20 protein-coding genes are annotated in these 25,941 nt (G+C 56.5%); 14 read left to right on the forward strand and 6 right to left on the reverse strand.

Features of this window, described 5'->3' with window-relative positions; all coding sequences use genetic code 11:
- Window positions 1-17: 17 nt before the first annotated feature.
- Together CVU69_11295 and CVU69_11300 are read left to right on the forward strand one after the other, a co-directional pair.
- Complete coding sequence (locus CVU69_11295) at window positions 18-3,995, forward strand: hypothetical protein (GenBank protein PKN11730.1); 3,978 nt, start codon at window positions 18-20, stop codon at window positions 3,993-3,995.
- Complete coding sequence (locus CVU69_11300) at window positions 3,989-5,944, forward strand: hybrid sensor histidine kinase/response regulator (protein ID PKN11731.1); 1,956 nt, start codon at window positions 3,989-3,991, stop codon at window positions 5,942-5,944. The genes CVU69_11295 and CVU69_11300 overlap by 7 nt, the downstream gene beginning before the upstream one ends.
- A 265-nt stretch (window positions 5,945-6,209) precedes the next feature.
- On the opposite strand, the gene CVU69_11305 is transcribed toward CVU69_11300, so the two are convergent.
- A complete protein-coding gene (locus CVU69_11305; protein ID PKN11732.1) occupies window positions 6,210-7,835 on the reverse strand; it encodes an NADP-dependent glyceraldehyde-3-phosphate dehydrogenase in 1,626 nt (541 codons plus the stop codon).
- A 165-nt stretch (window positions 7,836-8,000) separates the two neighbouring features.
- Here CVU69_11305 and CVU69_11310 point away from each other — a divergent pair, with 165 nt between their 5' ends.
- Window positions 8,001-8,528 (forward strand): metal-dependent hydrolase, encoded by a 528-nt coding sequence (locus tag CVU69_11310; GenBank protein PKN11733.1) that lies wholly within the window; start codon window positions 8,001-8,003, stop codon window positions 8,526-8,528.
- A 48-nt stretch (window positions 8,529-8,576) separates the two neighbouring features.
- Here CVU69_11310 and CVU69_11315 read toward each other — a convergent pair whose 3' ends face one another.
- From CVU69_11315 to CVU69_11330, 4 genes are all read right to left on the reverse strand, one after another.
- Entirely contained in the window at window positions 8,577-9,233 is a 657-nt protein-coding gene (locus CVU69_11315; protein PKN11761.1) for an RNA pseudouridine synthase, read from the reverse strand.
- An 80-nt stretch (window positions 9,234-9,313) separates the two neighbouring features.
- A complete protein-coding gene (locus CVU69_11320; GenBank protein ID PKN11734.1) occupies window positions 9,314-11,065 on the reverse strand; it encodes an ATP-dependent RNA helicase in 1,752 nt (583 codons plus the stop codon).
- A gap of 64 nt (window positions 11,066-11,129) precedes the next feature.
- Window positions 11,130-12,779, reverse strand: coding sequence for an inorganic pyrophosphatase (locus tag CVU69_11325; protein ID PKN11735.1), 1,650 nt, complete (start codon window positions 12,777-12,779; stop codon window positions 11,130-11,132).
- A 156-nt stretch (window positions 12,780-12,935) separates the two neighbouring features.
- Window positions 12,936-13,118: a MerR family transcriptional regulator gene (locus tag CVU69_11330; protein ID PKN11736.1), complete on the reverse strand. Its 183-nt coding sequence runs from the start codon at window positions 13,116-13,118 to the stop codon at window positions 12,936-12,938.
- A 221-nt stretch (window positions 13,119-13,339) separates the two neighbouring features.
- Between CVU69_11330 and CVU69_11335 the strand changes: the two genes are divergently transcribed.
- Window positions 13,340-13,879 carry a septal ring lytic transglycosylase RlpA family lipoprotein gene (locus tag CVU69_11335; GenBank protein PKN11762.1) on the forward strand — a complete coding sequence of 180 codons (540 nt, stop codon included), beginning with the start codon at window positions 13,340-13,342 and terminating at the stop codon, window positions 13,877-13,879.
- An 18-nt stretch (window positions 13,880-13,897) separates the two neighbouring features.
- On the opposite strand, the gene CVU69_11340 is transcribed toward CVU69_11335, so the two are convergent.
- On the reverse strand, window positions 13,898-14,167 hold the full coding sequence (locus CVU69_11340) for a hypothetical protein (GenBank protein PKN11737.1): 270 nt from the start codon (window positions 14,165-14,167) through the stop codon (window positions 13,898-13,900).
- A 383-nt stretch (window positions 14,168-14,550) separates the two neighbouring features.
- On the opposite strand from CVU69_11340, the gene mraZ reads away from it, so the two are divergent.
- From mraZ to murG, 10 genes are read left to right on the forward strand one after another with little or no spacing between them, the layout of a single operon-like run.
- Entirely contained in the window at window positions 14,551-14,997 is a 447-nt protein-coding gene (gene mraZ, locus CVU69_11345) for a division/cell wall cluster transcriptional repressor MraZ (GenBank protein PKN11738.1), read from the forward strand.
- Between the two features lie 3 nt (window positions 14,998-15,000).
- Window positions 15,001-15,948, forward strand: a complete 948-nt coding sequence (locus CVU69_11350; GenBank protein ID PKN11739.1) for a 16S rRNA (cytosine(1402)-N(4))-methyltransferase — start codon at window positions 15,001-15,003, stop codon at window positions 15,946-15,948.
- Window positions 15,949-15,969: 21 nt separating this feature from the next.
- A complete protein-coding gene (gene ftsL, locus CVU69_11355; GenBank protein ID PKN11740.1) occupies window positions 15,970-16,290 on the forward strand; it encodes a cell division protein FtsL in 321 nt (106 codons plus the stop codon).
- Entirely contained in the window at window positions 16,290-18,392 is a 2,103-nt protein-coding gene (locus CVU69_11360) for a penicillin-binding protein (GenBank protein PKN11741.1), read from the forward strand. Before ftsL ends, CVU69_11360 begins: the two co-directional genes overlap by 1 nt.
- Window positions 18,389-19,891 carry a UDP-N-acetylmuramoyl-L-alanyl-D-glutamate--2,6-diaminopimelate ligase gene (locus CVU69_11365; protein PKN11742.1) on the forward strand — a complete coding sequence of 501 codons (1,503 nt, stop codon included), beginning with the start codon at window positions 18,389-18,391 and terminating at the stop codon, window positions 19,889-19,891. Before CVU69_11360 ends, CVU69_11365 begins: the two co-directional genes overlap by 4 nt.
- Window positions 19,888-21,279, forward strand: a complete 1,392-nt coding sequence (locus CVU69_11370) for a UDP-N-acetylmuramoyl-tripeptide--D-alanyl-D-alanine ligase (GenBank protein PKN11743.1) — start codon at window positions 19,888-19,890, stop codon at window positions 21,277-21,279. The genes CVU69_11365 and CVU69_11370 overlap by 4 nt, the downstream gene beginning before the upstream one ends.
- A gap of 4 nt (window positions 21,280-21,283) precedes the next feature.
- Window positions 21,284-22,357, forward strand: a complete 1,074-nt coding sequence (locus tag CVU69_11375; protein PKN11744.1) for a phospho-N-acetylmuramoyl-pentapeptide-transferase — start codon at window positions 21,284-21,286, stop codon at window positions 22,355-22,357.
- 14 nt (window positions 22,358-22,371) lie between these two features.
- Window positions 22,372-23,733 carry a UDP-N-acetylmuramoyl-L-alanine--D-glutamate ligase gene (gene murD, locus CVU69_11380; GenBank protein PKN11745.1) on the forward strand — a complete coding sequence of 454 codons (1,362 nt, stop codon included), beginning with the start codon at window positions 22,372-22,374 and terminating at the stop codon, window positions 23,731-23,733.
- Window positions 23,730-24,863 (forward strand): putative lipid II flippase FtsW, encoded by a 1,134-nt coding sequence (gene ftsW / locus CVU69_11385; GenBank protein PKN11746.1) that lies wholly within the window; start codon window positions 23,730-23,732, stop codon window positions 24,861-24,863. Before murD ends, ftsW begins: the two co-directional genes overlap by 4 nt.
- Window positions 24,860-25,939, forward strand: coding sequence for an undecaprenyldiphospho-muramoylpentapeptide beta-N-acetylglucosaminyltransferase (gene murG / locus CVU69_11390; protein ID PKN11747.1), 1,080 nt, complete (start codon window positions 24,860-24,862; stop codon window positions 25,937-25,939). The genes ftsW and murG overlap by 4 nt, the downstream gene beginning before the upstream one ends.
- The last annotated feature ends 2 nt before the right edge of the window (window positions 25,940-25,941 follow it).

Consider the following 25,941-nt stretch of genomic DNA (forward strand, 5'->3'; position numbering starts at 1 on the left):
AAAAAGGAGCCTGAATTATGCCCAACCCTGATCCCGGCAATGCCCCTGGGCGAAAAAAACGCCGGTTAAAATTCGGCATCATCGAATCCTTCCTCCTGATCTTTCTCCTCGTTGTCGGGGTGGGATACCTCTTTGATAATAACCGGAAGATAAACAGCGACCAACAAGAGGCTGAGAAGCTCTTTCTTCAGTCGTCAAAGCGCGTACAGTGTGAACTTGAGCGCATCCAAGACGCAGCTACGCTCATCCTCCATAGCGCCCAAGCCTATTATGAGGCCGGAATTCTCGCTGCCGGGAATATTCAGGCCGCCAATACCATCTTCACCACCTATCTGCAGCAGTATCCCTTCATTACCTCGATCAATTCCGGTGATGGCGCCGGCAATGGCTATCTGCTCCTTCGCACTGACAAAGAGAACAAAAATCGGATCAAGAGGGCCAAAGAAGAGGGGAGCGTCACCTGGTTGACCCTCAACGAGCAGGGGAGGATCATCGCCAGCGAGAGGGTCAAGGATGATTATGACCCGCGAACCCGGCCCTGGTACCAAAACAGCATTAACTACAAAGAGATCGTCTGGAGCTCCCCCTACCAGTTCCGGACGACCGGAGATATCGGCATCACCGCCTCCCTCTGGCTGGGGAACAAAGACGGCCGCGATGAAGTTGTCGGCATCGATATCATGCTCAAGGATCTCTCCCGCTTCCTTGCCACTCTGAGCGTTGGAAAAGGGGCGACAACCTATTTAATCGACGTCGATGGCACCATGATCGCCAGCTCCGATCTCAGCGGCCTCGCTTCGCTGCTGCAACAACAAAAGACGGACCTTCCCCGGGTCGGCTCGAATGATTTTCCTCTCATTGACCGCGCCCTCAACTCGAACCAGGAAGAAGACTCTTTCTGGTCCTTTACCTTTGCCGGTCAAAATTTTTTCGCCCTGATGGAGCCGGTCAGCTTTACACCCAAGGGGAAATTCAAACTGCTGATTACCGTCCCCACAGAGTCATTCTCCGGCGACTTTTTGTCTGCAACACTCTGGCAGATGGCCACGCTCATCCTCCTGCTCTCCATAGCGATCACTTGGTATATCAACCGTTTTCTTCTGCCGCTGCGGAAGATTAACTCTGCCATCAAAGAGTTTGGCGCGGGCAAGGTCGTCACTCTCCCTGTCGCAGCGACAAGAACAGATGAAATCGGCGAACTTGCCGCCAATTTTACCGAGATGCGAGAGACCCTGCGCCAACGGGGTGAACTCCTGCGGGAGAGTGAAGAACGATTGCAGCTGATCGGGGACAACCTCCCCGAAAGTTACATCTATCAGTATCAATATGCAGCGGACGGCACCATGCAATTCCTCTATATCAGCGCCGGGGTGGTGTCTCTGCATGGCCTCAGCCGGGAGAGCGTGCTGTGCAACTCCGCCACCCTGCTTCGGCAGCTCGACAAGGAGATGTTGCCAACGCTGATTGCTGCGGAAAAATCGAGCCTGCAGACGATGACCGACTTCAAGGCGACAACCTCCTTTTCCCGTTCCGATGGGGAGAGACGCTCCTTACTGGTGCGCTCCCGACCACGAAGAAGAGCCGACGGCCAGCTCATTTGGGATGGCGTGGCGACAGACATCACCGACCGCCGGCAGATGCAGGACGCCATCCAGGAGCAAAAAGAGTTTACGGAAAAGCTCCTCGACAACTCCGCGGTAGCAACCTTCGTTCTCGATGCGCAGCATAAGGTCCTCCTCTGGAACAAGGCCTGCGAAGAGCTGACCGGACTCACTTCCGCCGCCATGGTCGGAAGCAGTGAGTCATGGCGGGCGTTTTATGACGAGCCCCGGCCAACGCTGGCCGACGTCGTCCTTGATGCCGACTTTGAGCGACTGCCGGAACTGTATGCCGTCGCAGCAAAATCGACCCTGACCAACAATGGAATACATGCGGAACGTTGGTATCAGAATCTGCACGGCAAAGATCGCTACATCAGCTTCGATGCGGCCCCGGTCTATGGCAGCGGGGGAACCTTGCTCGCGGTCATCGAGACCATCCAGGAGCTGACCGAACTGAAGCTGGCGGACGCGGCGCTGCTCGACCATACGAAACGGCTCTCCACTATCCTCGATGGCATCAATGCCCTGATCTACGTTGCCGATCTGGAGACCTATGAGATCCTCTTTATCAACAAGTTCGGGCGGGAGATCTGGGGAGAGGTTGCCGGGGAGACCTGCTGGAAAGTTTTGCAGAGCGGCCAGAGCGGCCCCTGTAGCTTTTGCAGCAACGATCGTTTGCTGAACGCCGACGGCGCGCCGACCGGCATCTATGCCTGGGAGTTCCAGAATACTGTCACCGACAGGTGGTATGATTGCCGGGATCAGGTGATCCGCTGGAGCGACGGCCGCCTGGTGCGGATGGAGATTGCCACCGACATCACCGGCCGCAAAGAGGGGGAGGCCACTCTGCTCTTGCAAGGCGCCGCTCTGAACGCCGCCGCCAATGCCATTGTCATTACCGACCGCACCGGTAGAATCGAGTGGGCCAACCCGGCGTTCAGGATCCTCACCGGCTACAGCACTGAAGAAGCGATCGGCAAGAATCCCCGGGACCTGGTCAAGTCCGGCGTGCATGATCAAGCGTTCTACCGGGAGATCTGGGACAGCCTGCTGGCCGGAAATGTTTGGCGCGGTGAAATGACGAATCGGCATAAAGACGGCACGCTCTATCCCGAGGGACAGACCATCACCCCGGTCAAGGATGCCCGTGGCGAGATCACCCACTTCATCGCCATCAAGCGCGACCTCACCAGGCGCCACAAGCTGGAAGAGCAACTCCAGCACGCCCAAAAGATGGAGTCTATCGGCACTCTGGCCGGTGGCGTTGCCCATGACTTCAACAATATTCTGACGGCCATCATCGGCTACGGAACCATTGCCCTCATGAAGATGGCGACGGACGATCCGCATCGGCTTTATATTAAGAATATGCTCGAAGCCTCTGACCGGGCTGCCCACCTGACCAAGGACCTCCTCCTCTTCAGCCGGAAACAGCGCGTTATCAAAAAACCGGTAGATCTCAATATGGTTGCCGACAAAGCTGAAAAATTTCTTGCCCGAGTCATTGGCGAGGATATCGTCTTTAAAACCATCCTTCAAGAAACGCCGGTTCCGATTTTAGCTGATGCTTATCAGCTGGAACAGGTGCTGATGAACCTGGCCACCAACGCCCGCGATGCCATGCCGCACGGTGGGGCATTGACGCTGACCACGGGGAAGGTCGTGCTCAACGAAGAGTTCGTCTCCGTGCACGGCTGCGGCAAACCCGGAGTCTATGGACTTATCACCGTAACCGATACCGGTTGCGGCATGAATGACGCCACGCGACTGCGGATCTTTGAGCCCTTCTTCACCACCAAGGAGGTCGGCAAAGGGACGGGACTGGGCCTGGCGATGGCCTATGGCATCATCAAACAGCACGATGGCTGTCTCCATGTCGACAGTCAACCCGGCACCGGCACCACCTTCCGGATCTATCTGCCCCTCTACTCCGCAGCAAGAGAAGGCCGGGCACAACCGGAAGAGGTCTCCGTTGGCGGCACAGAGACGATCCTTCTCGCCGAAGATGACAAATCCGTCCGGGCTATGACCATGAGCTTGCTGACGGAGTTCGGCTATACGGTCATTGAAGCCGTGAACGGCGCCGACGCGGTGAATAAATTCACTGAATACCGTAACCCTATCGACCTGCTCCTTTTCGACCTGATCATGCCGAAGATGAACGGCAAGGAAGCCCTGGACGAAATCAGGAAGATCCGGCCCGGGATCAAGGCCATCTTCTCCAGCGGTTATGCCCCGGACACCATCCGGCAGAAAACATCGATGGCAGACGGCGTCCACCTTATAAGCAAACCGGCGCCGCCGGCGGAGCTGTTACGTAAAGTGCGGCAGGTGTTGGATTCTTCTTCGCAACCAGACTCTGCCTTCGGCACGACAAAGGATAGCCCATGCTGACAAACAACTTGACAGCCCCGTTGATTCTGATCGTTGAAGACGACGACCAGCACGCTGAGTTGATACAACGCTCTTTTGCGGCTGATCCTGAAGAGTATCGACTGGAAAGGGTCTGTACCCTCGCCAGCGCGAAACAGGCAATAACGAGACTCACTCCCGGCCTCATCCTGACGGACTATCGCCTTCCGGATGGCGAGGGGAGCGAATTAGTCACCGTAAGCGCGGGACAATGGCCGGTTATCATCATGACTTCGCAAGGGAATGAAGAGCTGGCGGTTGCAGTGATGAAGTGCGGTGCGCAGAATTACCTTGTCAAATCCCCGGAATCTTTTGCGGTCTTGTCCCACGTTATTGCGCGCGACATGAAATCCTGGGCACTGATACAGGAAAGGAAGCGAGCCGAGGAGGCCGTACGTCAAGGGAAGAGGGAGTGGGAACGAACGTTTGATGCGCTTCCCGACCTGATCGCTATTATGGATACCGAGTGGACCATTTCCCGCAGCAACAAAGCCATGGCGGCGCGGTGCGGTTTAAGTGTCGAAGAGATGATCGGCCGAAAGTGTTATGAGCTTGTCCATGGGCTTGATGCGCCACCTGCCTGTTGTCCCGGCTTCGAGTTGCTGGAGAGCGGAGCCATGCACTCGATCGACATCGAAGAAAAAGGGCTCGGCGGCAGCTTCGACGTCACCGTATCACCTCTGACCAATGAAGACGGCCGGATAACCTCATTTGTCCATATCATGCGCGACATTACCGAACGCAAAGCCGCCCAGGAAGAGAAGCTCGCTCTGGAACGGCAATTCCAGCAGGCCCAGAAGATGGAGAGCCTTGGCGTCCTGGCGGGCGGCATCGCCCATGATTTCAACAACATTTTGGCAGTTATCCTTGGCAATTGCTCTCTGGTCAAGCAGAGGCCGGAGATGGCGGTTGAACTGGTCCCCGAGATAGAGATCGCCGCCGAACGAGCGACGGATCTCTGCCGACAAATGCTGGTTTACAGGGGAAAAACACAATTTATTCCGGTCCCGGTCAAAATGACGGATCTCGTCGGCGAGATGTGCAAACTATTGCGGCCGACCATCCCGCATCAGGTCGAGATCCTACAGAATCTTGAGAACGATCTCCCGTCGATCCATGGCGATGCCAGTCAGCTCCGGCAAATTGTCATGAATCTGATGATCAATGCCGCGGAAGCTCTCGGCGAGAACCACGGAGAAATCTCTGTGGCACTGACCAGGGTTGAACTCGGTCGAGGAAGAGGCGAAGTTGATTATCTCAGCAAGGCCATAAGTGCCGGCGACTATCTTTGCCTGAAAATCGCTGACAACGGTTGCGGGATGGACGATGTAACCAGCAAAAGGCTTTTCGAGCCGTTCTACACGACAAAGTTCACCGGTCGCGGTTTGGGGATGCCGGCGGTGCTCGGCATTATCACCACACATAAAGGGGCATTACAGTTCAGCAGCCAGCCGGGGCAAGGGAGTTCTTTCCTGATTTATCTGCCGCTCCATAGCCCTGACTTTGTCGGGGTAGCGCCCATGGAGGTCACCGCAGCAAAACAGGAAGGCGGTACCATATTGCTGGTTGAGGATGAAAGACAGCTGCGGGAGATTGCCAAGGCATTAATCGAAGAATTAGGGTACACGGTTATTGTCGCAGCCAATGGCAAAGAGGCCCTGGAGCTGTATCAGGCAGGCGCAAGAGAGATCACGCTGGTGGTGACAGACATCGACATGCCGGTCATGAATGGTTACGAACTCTGCAAGGCCCTGAAAAAGATCAACAACGCCCTGCCGATCATCCTCTCCAGCGGCTTTGGCGATCAGTACGACACAACGCAGATAACCGCTGAAACGATCTCGGGATTTCTGAGTAAACCTTATAGTTTTGAGCAGTTAGGAAAGGCATTGAAGGGTGCACGAGTAACAGATGAGGGGAAAGACATGTAGTCTTTCCCCTCATGCCGCGGTGGTGTCGAATGATAAAAACAAAAACAGCCTTGACCCGGAGTCGAGGATGTTTTCTGCAGTGGCTATGCCCCCCCTAAACCCTCCGGCAGAAGACGTCACTCGCAGATGAAACCGGCAATTACCAAGCCCACCTCTCCCGAAGTGTTTCTGCGGACGATACGGCAGGTTCTCGACAACACGTTATGACTCTGCTCGAATCTGACACAATTATCGCCGTCTTCCATAATCCAGAATCTCCACTTCCCTAAAGAATAAAGTCCGTCGAAAGGAACTTGCTGTGCCGTTCCTGAACGATCTCGCGGATAATCTCGCGATTCTCCTTGACGTCGCGAGCCGCTACCAGCGTGCGGATGGAAAAGGCGCGCAGGGCGTCGGAGACTGACAAGGTCGCGACCGCTGAATCCTTGCGCCCGGTGAAGGGGAAGACATCGGGACCGCGCTGGCACTGGCTGTTGATATTGACCCGGCAGACCTGGTTGACCAGGGGATCGATGAGAGTCGCCAGCTCTACCGGGTCACGGCCAAAGAGACTGACCTGCTGGCCGTAATTCGACTCGGTGATGTAGTGCACGACCTCTTCCACATCATCAAAGGGGACGACCGGAACGATTGGCCCGAACTGCTCTTCGGTGTAAAGGCGCATCCCGGCAGCGACGGGATAAAGGACCGCCGGGGTAAAGAGGGTGCCATATACGGTCCCCCCTCCTGGGTTGACCACCACGGCACCGCGGACAATGGCATCGGCAATCAGTGCCGTCAGAGCCCCGGCCTTTCCCTCTTCGGGGAGCGGAGTAATTGCTGCGCCCTCTTCCCATGGCAGATTACAACGAAGGTCCGCGACCGCAGCCGCGAGACGGTCGACAAAATCGGCAGCCACAGCGCGCTGCACAAAGAGGATCTTGAGGGCGGTACAACGCTGCCCGTTGAAGGAGAGAGCGCCGCTCACGCACTCCCGCACCGCCAGCTCGAGATCAGCATCGGCAAGGACGATGGCGGGGTTCTTCGCCTCCAACCCCAGGACCAGCCGCAGTCGATGCGGCCGGGGGTGGATCTTCTGCAGGGTGTCAGCGGCACCACTGGTGCCGATAAAGGCAAAGGCATCGACCCGGCCCGAAGACATGAGCGGTGGAATGATCGTGCGACCGGCACCGAAGATGGCATTGACGACGCCAGGGGGGAAAGAATCGCGAAAAGCCGGGAGGAGCGGGCCAAAGAGGAGGACGCCGTGACGGGGAGGCTTGAAGATAACGGTATTCCCCATGATCAGGGCCGGAATCAGGGTGGTGAAGGTCTCGTTGAGGGGGTAGTTGAAGGGACCAAGGCAGAGGGTGACACCTAAGGGGGCGCGGCGGATCTGCCCGAGGATCCCGTCAACAATGGTAAAGCGCGAGGAAATCCGGTCGAGATCCTTGAGCGCATCGATGGTATCGTCAATGTAGGTAACGGTGCGGTCAAACTCCTTCTGCGCATCGCTCAGGGTCTTGCCGATCTCCCACATCATCAGCCGGACGATGGTCTCCCGCTCGCCCCGCATGCGCAGGGTGAAGCGCTGTACCCGGTCGATCCGCTCGGCCACAGTCATGGTCGGCCACAAACCGCGGCCGTGATCGTAAGCCGCCACCGCTGCGGCAAGGGCCGCCAACGACTCTGTTTCTCCGAGGAGCGGAAAAGCGCCGATCGCCACCTGCTGAGGTCCGTCGGCGCCGGAAAAACAGATGGGAGATGAAACTTCCTGAAAGGGGCCATTCCAGAGCCGGAGTTCGCCGTTAATCAAATAATGCCGCTGCTCAAAACGTTCCTGTCGATATTCTGCAGGGATTGCTTCCATATTATGCGGAAAGATCCCCTGTCCGGTTGTTAACTTCGTCATAACCTTGTCTCCTGTGACAGCTAAATGTTCTCCGATGAAATACTACCACCTAATCTAACAGATGGAAGGCGACTCAGCTTGATCTGCCTATTGACGCGCCCCCCCCATTTGCCTATTCTGTCCTTTCTGCCCACCGCAGTCCGCAAGAAAGGGGCCCCGCTGCCCATGCACACGAAGCTAAAATATTTTTCCGGCTATTCTTCGCAGTTGACCGGCCAGGTGACGCAACTGATCGCAGAAGGACGTCTGGCCGATGTGCTGCTCAAAAAATATCCGACGCCGCACACCATTCGCACCGACAAGGCCCTCTACGATTTTACTGTCACGCGCAAGAATGAGTTTCTGCGCAACACGCCACCGCTGAGCAAGGTCAGCTACGACGGAAAAATCGAAGGCCTCCACCAGGCCCTTGGCGTGCATTACTTTGTCTCCCGGGTGCAGGGCGCCAAACTCAAGGCCAAACATGAAATCAGAATCGCCCCGGCCTTCAAGGTCGCGCCCCGCGAATTTCTGCAGATGATCGTGGTGCATGAACTGGCGCACCTTAAAGAGAAGGAGCACAACAAGGCTTTTTATCAGCTCTGCGAACATATGGAACCGGCCTATGGGCAGCTCGAATTCGATACCCGCCTCTTTCTTACCCATCTCGAACTCTTCGGCCCCCTTTACCCGGCGTCAACTCCAAACTCCTGACTTTTTGCCTAAACACAAAAAAGCCCGCGAATGCGGGCTTTTTTGTGTTTACAACTTAGCCATGAGCCGAACAAAATCCTCCGGCATTCCGGTGTCAAAGGTCATGAACCGACCGGTGAAAGGATGCGTGAAGGCCAGGGAACAGGCATGAAGGGCAAGGCGGTTCGAAACCGAATCATCTTGGCCGTACTTCCGATCGCCGACAACAGCATGGCCTTTTTCGGAAAAATGGACACGAATCTGGTGCTTGCGGCCGGTGAGAAGATGAATCTCCACCAGACTGAAGCCTTTTCTGCTCTCCTGCAGTACCTTGTATTCAGTATGGGCGAGCTTCCCCTTGGCAGGATCCGGAGTCGAGTAGACCCGCTGGGCAGAATTCTCGGCCAGACAGGAGGAGATTGTCCCTTCCTTTGGCGTCAGGCGGCCATGGACAATGGCCAGGTAATGCTTATCCGTCCTTTCCCAATTCTCCTGCAGAAAGATCTTGGCGGCTTCACTCTTGGCAAAGAGGAGCAGTCCGGAGGTATCTTGATCGAGACGATGGACAACAAAGACCCGGTTGCGCGATTTCGGATCGCCTTTACGCACGTAATCGTTGAGAAGATAGTGGGCGGTGCGCGTCTTGTCCCGCTCGGTGCCGATGGTCAACAGTCCGGCCGGCTTGACCACCACGATGATCTCCTTGTCCTCATAAAGGATGCTCATCCCGCCTGGCTGATGCTTCCTGCCCGGCTTTTTTTTCTGCTGCTGCTCCAATTATTCGCCTTTCCTTCTTTGCCCTCCCCCTACTGCGGGCCGCGCCGGGTGTGGGTTGACTTCTTCGATCCCGGTTTGAAGGGACGTCTTTCGCCCCCTTTTCCGGGGGTGCGCCGGTGCATCGGGCGCTCATCCGCCCCCCCTGCCCCCTGGTCAACCCGCAACTGCAGCTGCTGACCGCAGACCCAGACCCCCTGTAAATGCTTGAAGGTCTCGGAGGGGAGATCGCGGGGGAGATCGACCAGACAAAAATCGTGGTAGATCTTGATGGCGCCGATCTCCTTACTGGTCAGTTGCGATTCGTTGGTGATCGCTCCGACTATGTGGCGGGGCTCGACGCCGTGACTGCGGCCGACTTCAATGCGGTAACGGAGCAGCTGCGAATCCCCTTCGCGGGACGGTCGAGGCGGGCGGTTATCGATAATCCGCTCCGGTGCGGACGGCGGTTCGACGAACCCTTCCTCCGGCTGCAGTGGCCGCTCTTTCTGCACCAGATATGCAAGGGCCGCGGCAATGCGGCGATGGCCGACATCGTACTCGGACTGGAAGGAATCGATCATCTCTTCGAAGAATTCGAGATCCTCGGATTCCAGGGTGGTAGAGATTTGCTCTTTAAAAAGGTTAACCCGGCGGTTGGCGATATCTTTGCGCGTCGGCAGATTCATCGCCTTGATCGGCTGGCGGGTAGCCTGCTCGATCAAATTGAGCATACGCATTTCCCGAGGGGCAACAAAGAGGATCGCTTTACCCTCCTTACCGGCACGGCCGGTGCGGCCGATGCGGTGGACATAAGCTTCGGTGTCATTGGGGATGTCGTAATTGACGACGTGGCTGATCCGCTTGACATCAAGACCGCGGGCGGCAACGTCAGTGGCAACAACGATATCGAGGGAGCCGCCCTTGAGGCGTTCGATGGTCTTTTCGCGCAGCACCTGCGACATGTCGCCGTTCAAAGGCGCGCAGGAGAAACCGCGTGCTTCGAGCTTTTCGGCAAGTTCGACGGTGGCGACCTTGGTGCGGACAAAGACGATCATCGCTTCGATCTCTTCGGCTTCGAGAATCCGGGTCAGGGCATCAAGCTTGTGCAGCCCCTTGACCTGCCAGAAGCGCTGCTCGATGGTCTCGACCGTTGAGGTCTTGGTGCGGATGCGAATCTCCACCGGATCGCGCAGGTGCCGGCGGGCAATCCGTAGCACCTCATTCGGCATCGTCGCTGAGAAGAGGGCGGTCTGGCGCTCGGGCGGGGCATGGCTGAGGATATCTTCGACATCCTCAATAAAGCCCATGCGCAGCATCTCGTCGGCTTCGTCGACGACCACAGCGCGCAGCCGGTCGAGCTTCAAGGTGCCGCGGCGCAGGTGGTCCTGAATCCGTCCCGGCGTACCGACCACTGCCTGCACCCCACGCGCCAACTGGCGGAGCTGCTGTTCCATATTCTGACCGCCATAAACCGGCAGCACCTGAAAGCCGGGGAGATAACGGGCATAGGTCTGCATCGCTTCCGCGACCTGCAGGGCAAGCTCCCGGGTCGGGGTGAGAACAAGAATCTGCGGTGCCTTCAGAGCCGGATCAAGGCGGCTGAGAAGAGGGAAGGCAAAAGCGGCGGTCTTGCCGGTACCGGTTTGTGCCTGGCCAAGGACATCACGTCCGGCCAACAGGGGAGGAATACTCTGCGCCTGAATCGGTGAGGGGGCTTCATAGCCAACCTCGTCGATCACCCGGTTAATGGCGGGGGCTAGATTAAGTTCGGCAAAAGTGGGGAGGATCTCTTCGTCTGTCATGAAAGCAACCTGTCTATGAATTGAATCCGGGGTTTCCCCGGTATGAAGAAGAATGTCCTGCAGCTTACTGCAGGGCACCGAAAATTTTCAGCAAATGCGGAATCATCTGTTTTTTACGTGACATCACCCCTTTGAGTTCGTACAGGTGAGGTTCCAGCTGGGGATATCCGAAGAGGTGAGCGATTTCATTCTTTCCGACGGCAAGGAAGAGGGTAGTTTCGCTGTAGATGTCCGTTACCATCAGCCCGGCCAGATCGAGGCGATCTTTCTCTTTGATCTCTTGCAGAATCGCCCGCAACTCCTCCTTCATCTCGAGAAATTCGGCAAAACCGACGACCTCTACCTGCCCCACCCCGAAGCGCACTTCACCGGCGCTAAACTCCTTGAAATCGGCGCAGATTGCCTCTGTTTTGCTGGCATAAGCGGAAAAACCACTACCGGCCGAGAAGATATCGCGGCCAAAGACCAGATAGTCAAGTCCGGCCACCGCGGCCAGCCAAAGGGCCATCTCCCGATCCCGCGGCGTTGTCGTCGGAGACTTAAGAATGACCGTATCAGAAAGGATGCCGGCAAGGAGAAGGGACGCGATCGCCTCGTCCGGTTCGATGCCGCGCTCGCGATACAGGGTGGCAACGATGGTGCAGGTGCTGCCGACCGGGACCGCCATAAAAGTGATTGGTTGTGAGGTCGGGGCATTGCCGAGCTTGTGATGATCTATAACCTCAAGAATTTCAACGCTCTCGGCGCCATAAACTGCCTGCCCCAGTTCATTGTGATCAACAAGAATCAAGGCATAAGGGATGGGGGCGAGGAGGGACGACTTAGTGGCGATACCGGCAATGGTCCCATCTTCTTCGATGGCAATGACCGCCGGTTCCTGGGCATGCAGCAGCTTGATGCGCAGATGCTCCAGAGGTTCATTGACGCCGATCTGCTCAAAGCGGGTTTCGATAAAGGCGGTGAGGGGGGATGAAAGGCGAGCCAGCCAGGCCGCCGTTGCCGTATCGTGCGGGGTCGAAAGGACGGTCACTCCGGCCTGGCGGGCGCGGGCGAGGAGTTCAGGAGGGAGGACAAAACCACCGGTGAGGATCAACACTCCGGCCCGGCTTTCGATGGCCTCCTGCTGGATCGACGGGCGGTCGCCGGTGATAACCAGTAGCCGCCGACGCTCATATCCGGAGATGCGGGCCGCAAAAGAGGCCCCGGTCATTGCGCCGATAAAGAGGTGATACTCGGCCACAGTCACATCCGCCTCCCCGGCAAGGATCGTTGCTTCCAGACAGTCACAGAGCAGGGTCACAGAGGTTTCGACTTCGCGCCGGCTCTGCGTACTGGCGGCGAGATATTTTTCCGAGAGGCGCAACAGCGAGACGATGCCGACCGGCAGACGGGCAGCATCGGCAATCGGCAGCACCCGGATGGCGTGTTGGTGAAAAAGTTCGAGGGCGCTCTTGAGAGAGGTTTGGGGCGAGGCCATGACCGGCTGCCTATTGAGAACGTCCCGCACCTTCGGGTGGACATCGCTAAGACGGATGGGGACAGGAATCTGCAGGCGATCGAGGATGTAACGGGTTTGCGGATTCGGTGTGCCGGCGATGGCCGGGGAGACGTTGGTAAAACCGAAACGTCGCTTGAACTCGGCATAAGCAATCGCCGATGCCACTGAATCCGTATCCGGATTGCGGTGGCCGATGACATAAATCTGTTTTTGCATGCAAACTCCAGGACAAGGTAAACGACGCTTATCCTACGGCAAATCCTGTCAATTGTGTATTAGTTAATCGCCCTTCCGGCCAAAAAAGAGGGGACGCTCCTCCCCGGACGACAGGAGACGTCCCCACAAGGTGAGGAATGCATGGCGGTGTCACCATCAGAGTTTGGTCAATTCATGAATTTTGAGTTCCAGATCGTCAATATTAAGGAGAAGAATCCCTTCGTTATCGACCTCGCTGCGCAGGATCCCCTCCTCCAGCCAGGAAAGGAGTGAACTTCTGTCGATCCCGTACTTTTGCGCCGCAGCATCAAGACTCTGCCAGTTTTCTCCGAGTGACATGATCGCTCTCCTTAGTGACGGGATGAAGGGAACATAGTTTGACTCAGCACCCATGCGCTGTTAATCTTTGCTGCGTGCCGGCAATGGAAGACATGAAAAACCTGCTTTTAAAGAATAACAAAATTTTCCACATTTGACATTATGGACGAACATAAAATGCCTTCAGGTGGAATCATCCAGTGCAACAGATCCTGAGAACCGGCATAGCGGCAGCAGCCCTGATGCTTTGTAGTGCCTGCGCTATAACGACGACAAAGGTCGGCCCCCTTTCTGCGCCAACTCCAGCAGGCGTGCTAACCCCCCTTCAAAGCACGCCGCTCCAGATCCCCATATCCGAAGAACTGCAGCCGCCGCCCCCCCGCCATCCGGCAGAGGACGCCGCAGCCGCATTGCCAAGCGTTGCCGCTGAAGAGCTTATTGTGGCCCCCGCGACAAGCGAGCCACCACCCCCGGCCGCCCCTGCTTACTACCAGAGTTTTGCTTCATACTACGCGAAACGCTTTGAGGGACGCCGCACCGCCTCGGGCGAGCCCTATGATCCTGCTCAGTTGACCGCCGCCACCAGGGATTTCCCTCTGCAAAGCTGGCTCAAAGTGATCAATCCTGCCAACGGCAGAGAGGTCATCGTGCGCGTCAACGATCGCACCGGAAAACGTAAAACGCCGCTCGTCGATCTTTCACGAGCAGCAGCAAGCAAACTCGGGTTTCTCGGAAAAGGGAAAATTCGGGTCCACGTCATCCCGATCTCCCCCGCTCCTTAGCTCCCCTCCTTTCAAGAATCACACCCCGAGAAATCGACTGACCAACTCCTTTACGCCGCCAGTCTCGGTGGCGACTGCGTCCCGTCGCTCTTCCAGCGACATAAAGCTCAGCAGATAACGACGCGCCGGCGTCTCTCCCCCGGCGATCTTCTCCGCCATATTGCAGACAATGCCAATCGGCAGTCCGGCACGAAACCCTGCAACCAGGCGGCCGATTTCGTCCCGCTTCTGTTCATCTGTCCATGCCTTGAAAAGCTCTTCACCTAAGTCACTCTGCACACTCAACATGAATAAATCTCCCGATTAACAATGAGAAGGAAATGCGTGATCATCATGATCAATCCTTGTCCCTTTTATAAACAGAGGAGAGCTCATCTTCAACCATATTTTTTGTCCTGACGACAAATGGGGAGAAATGCTATCCCTTGACCGAGCTAACTATAAGAAATTTTTTAATAAAATTTTTATCCGTCCCATTGAAAACCGTTCAGATCGACGGTTTGAGTTCACACTCCTCTTCCCTTTTAACGGAATGATGATCAGTAATAAAAATTATTCGTTAAAACAACGTCTTTCCACAAAATGTTCCTTGACAGCCACCGGAGCCGCCGGTATATTTCAATCCCAAAGAGTGTAAAAAAGTGTAAAAAATGCCCTAGACGGACTCCTTTATGAACTTTCAAGGCGAGTACATCAATCTGATCGACCCGAAAGGCCGAGCCAGTATCCCTTCTCGCTTTCGCGAAACGCTCAATAGCGTCTACGGCGATGACCGCCTGATCGTGACCAAGAATATCGATGGCGGCCTCACCGCTTACCCTCTCTCCCGTTGGCCGCAAATAGTTGAAAACGTCAAAAGCCGACCAGTCGGGCAACCCAGAACCCATATGATTCGCTTGCTCATTTCTCCGGCCCAGGAATGCACCTTTGACAAACAGGGGCGCATTCAAATCCCGCTCTCCCTTCGGAGTCATGCCAATCTCACCAAGGAGATTGTCGTTGTCGGCCACTTCGACAAAATCGAAATTTTTAATCAGTCCCATTACGATCAGGTCACTCACAAATCAGAGTCGTTCTTGCAGGAAAACCCGCAAGACATGGCGGATATGGGTTTCTAGTCCATGGCAGCGACCGACTTCAAACACCTGTCCGTTCTGCCCGAGGCAACGATCGCCTGCCTGGCGCCGCGGGCGGGGGAGATTTATCTCGACGGCACGGTTGGCGGCGGCGGCCATGCCCGCCTGATCCTTGAAGCTTCGGCCCCCGACGGCCGCCTGATCGGCCTCGACCGTGATCCCGACGCTCTCGAGCACGCGGCACGGATTCTGTCTCCTTACGGAATGCGAGTCTCCCTGCATCATGCCTGCTTTGCGGAACTGGCAACGATCCTTGACACCCTCTCCATTGACGCTGTCGACGGAGTTCTTTTCGATCTGGGGGTCTCTTCCTGGCAACTCGACAGCGCCGGACGGGGATTCTCCTTTCGTCAGGACGGCCCCCTTGACATGCGCATGGATCCAACGCGCGGTGAATCAGCTGCGGATATCGTCAACCATCGGGATGAGACTGAACTGGTACGAATCTTTCGGGAATACGGGGAAGAACGCTTTGCCGGTCGCATTGCCAGACACATTGTGAAGATTCGCCAGATCACCCCCTTTACCCGCACGACAGAACTTGCCGAGATGGTGCGCGATGTTGTTCCCGGCGGCAACATCCCGGCGCGGATTCACCCGGCTACACGAATTTTTCAAGCATTACGCATTGAAGTCAACGGCGAACTAGAGCAGGTCAAGAGCGGGATCAGCACCGCCTTTCAGCGTTTAAAGATCGGCGGTCGACTAGCCATTATCTCTTTTCACTCACTGGAAGACCGCATTGTCAAACAGACATTCCAACAGTTGAGTACGGGGTGTAACTGCCCGCCCAAACTTCCCCTTTGCGTCTGCGGACGGACCCCCGTCGCGGAACTCCTTACGCGCCGCGGCATCAAGGGTTCAACGGCAGACAGTGACAATCCCCGGGCCCGCAGTGCCGTATTACGGGCAATTCGCAAACTTTGCAACTAAGTCAGTCCAGGGAGGACGATCATGGCACCAAGTCACTCTTCAACTATTACCCGCATCGGTGCGGCTCCCCTCATTCACCGCACAATGCTGACCCCACTGCTCTGCACCATTCTTGGTCTCGCCATCATTTCGGTCTTTTTCGTCTGGTCACGGCAGCAGGTTCTCAGCTTGCAATACGACATAGCCAGCATTGAAAGCAGTATCCGCAGCGCCCACCAGGAAGCAAGCAAGCTGCAGGTTGAAGTGACGATGTTACGGCAGCCGCGACGCATCGAGGAATTGGCGCGCAAGGAACTGGGTCTGGTGATGCCCGACCCCCGAAAAATTATTGTTATTCGCTAATGACGCCCCAGGAGTTCAAGGCCTACAAACGACTCCGGCTCGTTACTTTTTGCCTGAGTGCCATCTTTCTTGTGATTATCGGCAGAGCCTTTTACCTCCAGGTCATTACCAATCAGAAATGGGAGCAACTGGCAGAACGGCAATATCGCAAAACTATCCGTGACGAATCGCCGCGCGGCACCATTTTTGATCAAAATAATGAGCCCATGGCCCTCAGCATTGCCGTGGATATGGTCTACGTCGAGCCGAACCAGCCCACAAGTTTTCCCTCGACGGCCAAGGAAAAAGAGAAGCGTCGGGAAGCAGCTGCGGTTCTGGCCGCGACATTGTCTCTCCCTGCGGCGGAGATTACGAAGAAGCTCCATTCGAATAAAAATTACCACCTGATCAAAAGACAAATCTCTCCGGAAGAGGGGTCGCTGCTTCGTAAAAAAATCAAGGATCAGAAACTCCCCTGGATCGGCATCAAGCAGGAGTATCGGCGCTATTATCCTAACGCCGAAGTCGGCGCCCAACTCCTCGGTTTCACAGGTCTTGAACATCAAGGACTCGAAGGACTTGAACTGAAATACAACGACCTTCTCCTCAGTAAAGGAGAAGGTCTTCGGGAAGGAAGAAAGGACAATCGTGGACGCGTAATCGGCGCGAGTCAGGAGAGAGGAAAGGAAACTCTCCCGGGCAGCAGCCTTGTCCTCACTATCAATCAAAAGATTCAATTCATTGCGGAGAGGGAATTAGCCGAAGGTCTGCGTTCGTCAGGCTCAAAAGCCGGTTGCGTCATTGTTCTCGATCCCGCAACCGGGAAGGTTCTGGCATTGGCGAATCAGCCTGGCTTCAATCCGAATGCGCTGTCTGAGTATCGTCCCGGAGATTGGCGTAACCGAGCCCTGGGCGATGCTTTTGAACCGGGGTCGACACAAAAAATCTTTACAGTCGCCGCGGCTCTTAATGAAAAAGTTATTACCCCGGGACAGTTGATTCACTGTGAAAACGGCTCGTACAAAGTCGGCGGCAAGGTTATTCGCGATCACGACCCCCTCGGCCTGATTACGATTACCGACATCCTCAAGCACAGTTCAAATATCGGTTCCGCTAAGATTGGCAAGAAGTTGGAGCGGGAACGACTTTACAAATACCTGAGCGACTTTGGCTTCGGGAGCGTCACCGGTATCGATCTGCCCGGTGAATCGCGGGGAAGGTTGCACAAGCCGGGGAAGTGGTATGAGATCGATCTGGCCGCTATCTCCTTTGGGCAGGGACTGACTGTGACTCCGATGCAGACAGCGGCAGCAATGGCAGCGATTGCCAACCACGGATTGTTGATGCAACCACATGTTGTCGAAAAGATTATCAGCGGCGACGGCAGCGAAACAATCATTGCACCAAAAGCGCTGCGGCAGGTCGTCTCGGCGGAGACCGCCAATATTGTCCGTGACATGCTGATGACGGTCACCGAAAAGGGGGGGACCGGCACCTTGGCCGTTGTCCCCGGTTATCGCACCGCCGGCAAGACCGGAACTGCCCAGAAAGCCGATGCCGCCACCCGCAAATATTCCGTCGACAAGCGGGTCGCCAGTTTTGTCGGCTTCATCCCCGCCGAGAGCCCCAAACTGGTCATCCATGTTCTTCTGGACGAGCCAAAAGGGCAAGTTTACGGCGGCTTGATTGCCGCTCCGATCTTTAGTCACGTTGCGGCGCAAACTCTGCAACTGCTCGGCATTCCGCCGACTTACCCGGAAGATCGCAATACGATTCTCCCTTCGGCGGAAGCGATCGCTAAGATCCTGGGGAGCGCAGAAGCAGAAGAATTGACGGCCCTGGATCCCCATTCATTCGATGATATAGTTGAAGTCGATGAAAATGGCGAAGCCATCGCTTTGGTACCGAGCGGCCCGGTGATGCCAAACTTCCTAGGCTTAAGCAGTCGTCAGGTCTTGGAAATGGCACAAGAGAGCAGTCTCAACCTGAAGTTGATCGGTAGCGGGCGAGTCATTGAACAGGATCCGCCCGCCGGCATGCCGATCCCATTGGGGAGCGGAATCTGGGTCCGGCTCGAACCCCCGAGTGACCGCCCGATCCCGGCAGAAAAGAGCCCGAAATGAAATTAATCAACCTCCTGACCAAGCTGCCGATCATCCACCAGTTCGGCCCGACCTACCTGGTGGTTGCCGCACTGTGTAACGACTCGCGACTGGTCCGCCCCGGCTCCGCCTTCTTTGCCCTGCGCGGCACGGCCCAGGACGGTCATAACTATATCCAGCAAGCGCTGCAGCAAGGGGCGAAAATTCTCTTCATGGAGGAAATGATAGCGCTGCCGGCTGACTGCTGCGGGATTGTCGTTGCTGACTGCCGTAAAACCCTTTCCCTTGCCGCCGCAGAATTTTACCGACATCCGGAAGCAGAGCTCTGCATGGTCGGTGTTACCGGCACCAACGGCAAGACGACAATTACTTATCTCCTTGAAGCGATCCTGCGCGCCGCCGGCAAAGCGCCGGCTGTTTTGGGGACGGTGAGCTATCGCTTCAATGATCTGCAACAGGTCGCTTCTCATACCACCCCTGATGCGATTGAACTTTTCGCGTCCCTCGCCACCTTCCGCCAGCACGGCGCCACTGCTGCGGTGATGGAGGTCTCGTCGCACGCCCTGCATCAATATCGGGTCGAAGGGATCAGTTTTGATGCGGCGGTCTTTACCAACCTGACGCCGGAACATCTCGATTATCATGCCGATATGGAGGAGTACTTTGCTGCCAAGCGACGCCTCTTTGCTGAGCGCTTAAAACCAGGAGCGCGCGCCGCCCTCTGCATTGACGACGCTTATGGCGAGCGTCTCGCCAGCGAATTTCCTCAGGCCATTACCTGTGGCCTTGCGTCGCGGGCAGCTGTCCATCCTCAAGAGATCAAGCTCTCTCTTGACGGCATTCACGGAACCTTCACCTCCCCGCTGGGACTGCTTCGTATCGACTCGCGCCTGGTCGGCCCCTTCAATCTTCAGAATCTCCTTTGCGCGGTTGCGGCCGGCGTTGCTCTGAATCTACCGACGACAGCGATCGAAGCCGGCATCGACGCCGCGCATGCGGTCCCGGGACGATTGGAACGGGTCGAAAATGCACGCGGAGCTCTCATTCTCGTCGATTACGCCCACACCGGCGACGCCCTCGATAAAGCTCTCGCCGCCGTCGCTACCCTCCAACCGCAACGGATCATCACTGTCTTTGGCTGCGGTGGCGACCGCGATCGGCGCAAGCGGCCGATCATGGGAGAGGTTGCCGCCCGCCACTCGCAGTTGGCGATCGTGACTTCGGACAACCCGCGCACTGAAGACCCGCATGCCATCATCGCCGAGGTTGAAAAGGGGGTGCAGCAGATTCATCCGCGCAGGCTAAGTGAAGCAGAGGTCCGGCAGGGAGCAAACGGCTATCTGGTCGTCCCTGACCGCCGTCAGGCGATCCGCCTCGCCGTCTCGATCCTGACGGCGGGGGACCTCCTCCTCGTTGCCGGCAAGGGGCACGAAGATTATCAGATTATCGGCAAAGAAAAATTTCACTTCGACGATCGCGAAGAGTTGCGCGCAGCCCTGTCAACCGGGGGATCGGCATGAACCTTGACCTGCAAAAGATCGCCAGTGCGGTGAATGGCAAACTCCACCCGCATCATGCCCATGGTGAAATTTGCGGCATCACCACCGACAGTCGCACGGTGGCGCCCGGCGAACTCTTCGTGGCCTTACGGGGTCCAACTTTCGATGGCCACGACTTCATCGCCGCCGCCGCCGCCAATGGGGCCGGGGCGATCCTTTGTGATCATTTGTCAGCAGAATCACCTCTCCCGCAGATCGTTGTCGCCGACACCCTGCGGGCCCTTGGTGATCTTGCCGCCTTCTGGCGCCATCGTTTTCACCTGCCGGTTGCCGCCGTCACCGGTTCCTCCGGCAAGACAACGACGAAAGAGATGCTGGCCGCTATTTTGGCACGGACCGCACCCGGCCTGAAGACAGCCGGCAACTTTAACAACCTGATCGGCCTGCCGCTGACAATCTTTCAACTCTCCACCGCAGCTCAATGGGCGGTCCTGGAGATGGGGATGAGTGAGCGGGGCGAAATTGCCCGTTTGACCGAAATAGCCGCTCCGACCGTCGGCGTGATTACCAATGTGGCACCGGCCCATCTGTTGACCATGAAGAGCCTCGGCGCTATCGCGCGCGCCAAAGGGGAACTCTTTGCTGCCTTGCACCCGGGATCGCTGGCAGTCATCAATCTTGATGATGAACGGGTAGCAGCGATCCCTGTAGCTAATGGAGTACAGCGGCGCACCTACGGTCTGAGCGCCGCCGCAGATATCCGCGCTGAAGAGATTCGACCCGAGGGCGCCGAAGTGCGCTTCATTCTGCGCGCCGCCGGCGAAACGCGGCCAATCCGCCTTGCTCTTCCGGGGCGGCACAATGTCAGCAACGCCCTGGCAGCAGCAGCGGCAGCCCTCGGCATGGGCCGCACCCTGGAAGACATTGTCGCAGGGCTCGAAGCCTTTGCACCGGTCAAAGGGCGCATGGAGACCCACCTGCTCAGCGACGGCATCGTCCTGATCGAAGACACCTACAATGCCAACCCGCTCTCGGTTAAAGCCGCCCTCATCGCTCTCGATGAAATGGGGGGAAGCGGTGAGCGCATCGTTGTTCTCGGGGACATGCTCGAACTTGGCGAAAGCTCGGCAGACCTGCACCGCGAGGTCGGGGAGTTTGCAGCGGCACACTGCGACCGTCTCCTGCTCCTTGGGCCGGAAAGCCGGGAGATGGCAGAGGGGGCCCGTTCTGCCGGTCTGCCCGCAGCTCGAATCGCTCACTGCGACAACCACAGTGAGGCGGCGCAGCGGCTGATTCAGACCGTTCGTCCCGGGGCCCGCATCCTCATCAAGGGATCACGGGGAATGAAAATGGAGCAGATTACCGCCGAACTGCGCAGCAAACTCGGCCTTCTGCCGACGAAAGGCTGACCGGATGCTTTATCACCTCCTTTATCCGCTTCATACCTACGTCTCAGCTTTTGGCGTCTTTCGCTATATAACCTTCCGCTCGATCTATGCGACGATCACCGCCCTGCTCATCGCCTTTCTCCTCGGTCCCTGGCTGATTAAAAAACTGCAGAATTTGCAGATCAGTCAAACTATTCGCCGCGACGGTCCGGAATCACACTTCAAAAAGGAGGGGACACCGACCATGGGGGGGACGCTCATCCTCCTCTCCATCGTCCTGCCGACCCTTCTCTGGGCGGACTTGACCAACCTCTATGTCTGGATCGTCCTCTTTGTCACCATCAGCTTTGGCGCGGTCGGCTTTATCGATGACTGGCGCAAGATCAAAGAAAAGAACAGCAAGGGACTCTCGGCCCGGCAGAAGATGTTCTGGCTGACACTGATCGCCTGTGTTGCCACGTTTCTGCTTTATCTCAGTGGTTTCAAGACCACCGTTGCCTTCCCCTTCTTTAAGGCTTTCCGTCCTGACTTCGGGCTGCTTTACATCCCCTTTGCGGTGCTGGTGATTGTCGGCGCCGGCAATGCCGTCAACCTGACCGATGGCCTCGACGGATTGGCGATCGGACCGATGGTGATTGCCGCTGCCACCTATCTGATCTTTGCTTATGCTGCCGGCAACTTTAAGGTCGCCGAATACCTGCAAATCACCGGGGTCAATGGCGCCGGGGAACTCAGTGTCCTTTGTGGTGCCATGGTCGGGGCGGGGCTCGGCTTCCTCTGGTTTAATACTTATCCCGCTCAGGTCTTTATGGGCGACGTCGGCAGCCTTTCCCTCGGCGGCGCTCTTGGCACGATTGCTGTCATTACCAAACAGGAACTGGTCCTGCTCGTCGTCGGCGGCATCTTTGTCATGGAAGCCCTCTCGGTTATCGTCCAAGTGACCTCATTTCGTCTCTACGGGAAACGGGTCTTCCGCATGGCGCCGATTCACCACCATTTTGAACTCAAGGGCTGGGCGGAACCAAAGATAATCGTGCGTTTCTGGATTATCAGTATCCTGCTGGCCTTGATTGCTATCTCAACCCTGAAACTGCGTTAACAAACAGGTAGGTCATGAATCGAATCGATTATCCGCAGCAGAAGATTATGATTGTCGGTGCCGGCCGGACCGGCATCGCTCTGTGCCGTTACTTTGTTCAACGCGGTGCCGAGGTGACTCTGTCGGATACACGTCCGGCCGACAACCTGACAGAACTCGACGAACTCATCCATCTCGGTGTGACCCTTGATCTCGGCGGCCATACCGCCGCGAAGTTTTTAGAAAGCAACCTGATCGTCATCAGTCCCGGGGTTTCTCTCCAGTTGCCGGTTATCAAGACTGCTGCGGCGGCCGGTATTCCAGTTTTAGGCGAGATAGAAATTGCTTGTCGCGAATTTGACGTTCCGCTGATTGCCATTACTGGTACCAACGGCAAATCGACGACAACGACGCTGATCGGCGCCATCTACTCCGCCTGGGGCAAGCAACCTTTTGTCGGCGGCAACCTCGGCACCCCGCTTATCGCGTCGACGCAGCGCAGCGATTATAACGTCATCGTTGCCGAGATCTCTTCCTTTCAACTTGAAGCTGTCGAACAATTTCATCCTCGTTACGCGCTCCTGCTCAACCTGAGTGAAGATCATCTTGACCGCTATCCTGATATGGAGAGCTATATAACTGCCAAACGAGAGATCTTCAAACGCATGACGGCAAGCGATGTCGCCATTCTCAACGCCGAAGATGCCTACACGGCCACCTTTAGCGAGAAGGTCATCGCCCAAAAGATCTTTTTTTCGTCAAGGCGGATTCTGGACAAAGGCATGGGCTACGATGGCACCCAGATCGTCTGGCGCCACCAAAACAGCGAGTACCATTTCCCGGTCAGTGATCTGCAAATCAAGGGCCTGCACAACATTGAAAATGTCATGGCTGCCCTCATCGCCCCCCTCTGTGATGGTTGCCCGCCAGAGCTTGCCTGGGAGGCGGTCTGTGCTTTCCGCGGTCTGGAGCACCGGATGAACCTGGTGCGTGTCCTGAACGGTGTCCATTGGTACAACGATTCCAAGGGGACTAACGTCGGCAGTGTCGTCAAGAGTCTGGAAGGGTTGCAGCCACCGGTAACGCTGATTGCCGGAGGAAAGGACAAGGGGGGTGATTATGCCCCGCTTGCTGATCTCATCAGCGAAAAGGTCCGCCATCTTATCCTCATTGGTGAAGCGAGCGCGCGTATCGAGGTTGCGTTGGGAAACTTGACCCATACTGTCCGCGCCGCTTCACTGGAAGATGCGGTAGCTCTAGCGCACGCACTGACAGAAACGGGAGGCACGGTCCTCCTCTCACCGGGATGCTCCAGTTTTGACATGTTCAAGAGTTACGCCGAGCGCGGCAACGTCTTCAGCGCTGCAGTGGAGCGTTTGCCGGAGGTGCGGCGATGACCGAAAAACTCCCCAGCCCGCCGCGAGAATATGATTGGAGCATCCTCCTCCTCGCAGTCTTCCTCACCGCCGTTGGGGTGGTCATGGTCTATTCGTCATCCGCGGAAATGGCTGACACGCTGGAGCGCTATCAAAAAGATGATTTTTACTTCCTGAAACGGCAAGCCATCTTCGCCGTTATCGGCTGCGGTGTTATGGCCGGGATGATGCATTACGATTACAAAAAACTACGTAAAGTTGCCGGGATCGGCTTGCTGGTTTGCATGTTCCTGCTTTTGGCGGTTTATATTCCCGGTCTGGGAGTGAAAATCAACGGGGCGCAGCGTTGGCTGCGTCTTGGCTTTAATCTGCAACCGGTCGAACTCGCCAAGATTGCCCTGATTATTTACATGGCGCACTCCTTGACCAAAAAGCAAAAAAAAGTCCGTGAATTCGTCAACGGCATTCTCCCCTACACTATCGTCCTCGGCATTATTCTCACCTTGCTAATGCTTCAACCCGACCTTGGCAGTGCCATGACTCTCGTCGCCGTTGCCATCGCCATGCTTTTTATTGCCGGCATGCGCTATGCTTATTTCGGCTACCTCCTCGCCATTCTTATCCCCCTTGGGGCATTTTTTGTGATGAACAGTAATTACCGAATGCAGCGGATCTTGGGCTTTCTTGACCCATGGAAGGATCCGACTGGAAACGGCTTGCAGATTATTCAAAGCTGGATCGCCATCGGTAGCGGTGGAATCTTTGGAAAGGGACTCGGTGAAGGGCGGCAAAAACTCTTCTATCTGCCGGAAGCTCATACCGATTTCATCCTTTCGGTCATCGGTGAAGAGTGGGGTTTTGTCGGTGTCTCACTGATCGTCCTCTGTGTTTACCTCCTCTTTCGCCGCGGCATGAACACGGCGCTCATGGCACCGGATGACTTTGGTCGCTATCTTGCTTTCGGGATTACGTTTCTTCTCGCTTTCCAGGCCGTCTTCAACATGTGCGTTGTCCTTGGTCTTGTCCCGACCAAAGGACTGGCCCTCCCCTTCATCTCTTACGGCGGCTCCAGCCTGGTCTGCACCCTGGCAGCAATCGGCATCCTCCTGAATGTGTCGAGTCAGGCGCAAGGGCGGGGAGTGTCTTCATGAGAATGCTTCTGGCCGGCGGTGGCACTGGTGGACATCTCTTTCCGGCCGTGGCTTTGGCGCAAAGGTTGTTGGAAATAGACGCGACGGCGCAAGTCCTTTTTGTCGGAACGAAAAACGGGATCGAAGCGACTGTCCTCCCCGAACTCGGCCTCCCCCTCGAAACGATTGAAATTTCGGGAATCGCCGGGCGTGGCTTATTTGAGCGTTTGCGTATCGCCCCGGCCCTGCTGAAGAGCGTACGACAATCGCTCGCTATTCTCAAAAGATTTCAGCCGGATGTCGTTGTCGGCGTCGGGGGTTATGCTTCCGGACCAGCACTGCTCGCCGCCCGTCTCTCCAAGGTTCCTTTTCTGATTCACGAGCAGAATGCCGAGTTCGGCCTGACCAATCGATTTTTGTCCCGCTGGGCGCAACGGATCTGCCTCTCCTTTCCGCCGCCCGCTGACCGTCCTTTACCACCAAAGCGCACGGTCGTCACCGGTAATCCAGTGCGTCACGGCATGACTGCTGTCGGGCCGATCCCGGCAGAAGAACGAACCCTTCTGGTGTTCGGTGGCAGTCGCGGCGCCCAGGCCATCAACGATGCTGTCGTGGCAGCTATTCCGGCGCTCACGCAACTCTGTCCGGAACTACGCATAATCCATCAAACCGGCAGCACTGATTACGAACGAATCGCCGCCGCTTATGCCGCGCTCGGGCTGAGTACAAAGAATCTCTCTCCGTTTCTGCAAGATATGGCGCGTGCTTATGCACAGGCGCATCTAGTCCTGTGCCGTGCCGGCGCGACCACACTGGCAGAATTGACCGCAACCGGCCGGCCGGCGATCTTGATCCCTTACCCCTACGCCGCTGCCGACCATCAAACCACGAATGCACGGATTTTGGCGGAACAGGGGGCGGCTCTCCTCCTGCCGCAGAATGAAATCTCGTCTTATAACCTGGCGACCCTTGTGGGGAATCTCCTCAACGATCGCCCGACACTGTTGCGGATGGCACAAAGCGCGCACGCCCTCGGGCAACCCGCTGCCGTCGACAAGTTACTGGCCGAGTGCCACAGCATTGCCAGGAAAGGCTGAAT

This window comes from Deltaproteobacteria bacterium HGW-Deltaproteobacteria-4 (assembly GCA_002841765.1).
Lineage (GTDB): Bacteria > Desulfobacterota > Desulfuromonadia > Desulfuromonadales > UBA2197 > UBA2197.